Here is a 344-nt window from a genome sequence, read left to right as displayed (position 1 = left end):
CGTGCTTGGTTCTCGCTCCGCACTGTGCGCAGTCCATGGTGGTGTGCGCGGGGTGTACGAGGCGGACGTCCCGCCCGTGCTTGCGACCCATCTCCAGCAGGGCTTTCTTGGTGGCGCCGATGGCGGCATCGGCGGCCTTGCGGGCCATGGTGGTCTTGGCGAGGAACTTCGGTCGGAAGTCCTCGACCGCGATGACGTCGTGATCGTGCACGACCTTCTTCGCCCTTCCCCAAGCTCTCCGACAAGCTCCGAGCAGGGGAGACCCCATTCGTCCGGTGTCCTGCCGCTGCCGGGCGACCTTCTTGTGCGCCTTGGCGCGCAGGTGCTTCGCCTCGCGGTAGCCC

General features: G+C 67.4%; 1 pseudogene. It reads right to left on the bottom strand.

What is annotated here, in order from left to right:
• Positions 1-344 (bottom strand): annotated as a pseudogene (locus N4G66_RS45435) (hypothetical protein); the annotation flags it as partial.

This window comes from Streptomyces rhizosphaerihabitans, assembly GCF_025399795.1.
Classification (GTDB): domain Bacteria; phylum Actinomycetota; class Actinomycetes; order Streptomycetales; family Streptomycetaceae; genus Streptomyces; species Streptomyces rhizosphaerihabitans.
This window is presented reverse-complemented; position numbering and strand designations above follow the sequence as displayed.